This is a genomic window from Paenibacillus sp. P4_A7 (assembly GCF_056402455.1).
On sequence record NZ_JBFUHJ010000721.1, the window covers coordinates 1 to 1,705 of the forward strand.

A 1,705-nucleotide genomic window follows, 5' to 3' on the forward strand; every position below is an offset into this window, starting at 1 on the left:
GTATTTGCAAGGAAGGGCCACAGAAAGGTCGGATTTGGACTTTTTCTTTATACCTGCAACGCCCAGAGGGCGTGAACTTGAAGTACAATTCATAATTGATGGGATAAGTTTTGATTTCTGGCCTATAGATTGGGATCGGGCTAACGGAATGGCGAGATTCGAAGAATGGAAAACGACAATAATTGCAGACTGTGAACTATTATATGTGCGGTCAGACGAGGACCGTGTCAGATTCATGCAGCTTCGAGAAACTATAGCTTCGATGAGTGAGCCATCAAATTTATTGACATTGATAAATAAATCCGAAGATGTATTGCGTGATTGCTACTCCAACTTAAATATTTGTCGACTTGCTGGGAACTCTATGGATTTATCATACTGTCGAATGCTGGCATATGACATTACTAGTGACATTTTTAGATGTCTAGCATTGTTGAACCAAACTTTCTATAAACGAAGCTGGGGCCATTATCGTGAGCAAGTCAATAATCTGCCTCTAAAGCCAGATCAACTGAACCAATATCTCGATACAATTATGTTCAGTAATTCTGTAGTTGAAATTACTCATGCTTGTGAGCAACTGACTACAGACACTTTGCATTTAGTTTCGTCGAAGAAACCTAGTCAGGAAGGCATACGATCCTATAAAGATCATATGAAGGGTTACTACGAAGAGGAAAGAGGAATGTTCAATAAACTCTTAACCGCTTGCGAAAAAGGTCATTATGAAACTGCATTTTTCGTCGCCATAGGTGTTCAAGATGGATTGGCTCGGAGATTGTACGCTGCCGAAAAAGGACACTGGCCTGGATTATTCGATTTGGGGGAGTACCGAGAGTTTTATAATCGATATGGGTATCCGGATCTTTCTGCTCTTTTGGATCCAGCAGATCTCGAACCGCTGCGGCTAGCCGTTCTGAAGATTATCGAGAAGTTAGAAAATCAACTTAGATCAGAAGATGTACCGATGAATAAGTTTAGTTCGGTCGCTGATTTTGAGATTTTTATTAATAATAGAGATTGATTATTGTTTAATCGAACAAATGGGACGAAGAGGATTGATAAAAAATGTATGAGATAACGATTAAAGAAATTACAAAGGACAACTGGGAAGAAGCTTTTAAACTATCCGTCCACGAAAACCAAAAAGATTTTGTCCCCAATATCGTTGAGTCGCTTGCTTTTGCTTATATAAAACCATGGGACGAGGCTTTAGACCCTTACGTTTTATATGAAGACAATAAAATTATTGGTACATTTTATATTAGCTATACACCGAAAAGTGAGAATAATTACTGGATTGGAGGATTTCAAATTGATAAGAATTTCCAAGGTAAAGGATATGGAAAATGTTCTTTAAATAAAATAATCGATTTTATAAGAGAAAAACATCCTACATGTAATATCATATCTTTAACGGTAGAAAAAGAAAATGAACGAGCTATTCTTTTGTATGAAAGGGCTGGCTTTATAAGCCAAAACAAAGAAAATAGTTATCAGCAACCTATATACAGACTAATCATTGGGGAATAAGCTTATCCTTATTTAACTTGTTAAATGGAACATGATAGCTCAATTAACCGCTCATTTTAAGGGCGGTTTCTTTTGGTTTAAATCAAGCCACCCCAACACTTATACGGATACTATTTCCAGAATGGATATCATCAGGTCAACTCACATGGTATAATATGGGTATATTATACAT

2 protein-coding genes are annotated in these 1,705 nt (G+C 37.0%); both read left to right on the top strand.

Annotated elements, in window-relative coordinates; all coding sequences use genetic code 11:
* Positions 1–1,024: hypothetical protein (locus AC1DWN_RS33380; RefSeq protein ID WP_477563125.1), on the top strand; the 1,024-nt coding region annotated here is incomplete at its 5' end.
* A 44-nt stretch (positions 1,025–1,068) separates the two neighbouring features.
* The gene (locus AC1DWN_RS33385) at positions 1,069–1,533 is read left to right on the top strand and encodes a GNAT family N-acetyltransferase (protein WP_477563126.1); all 465 of its coding nucleotides are present in this window, start codon (positions 1,069–1,071) and stop codon (positions 1,531–1,533) included.
* The last annotated feature ends 172 nt before the right edge of the window (positions 1,534–1,705 follow it).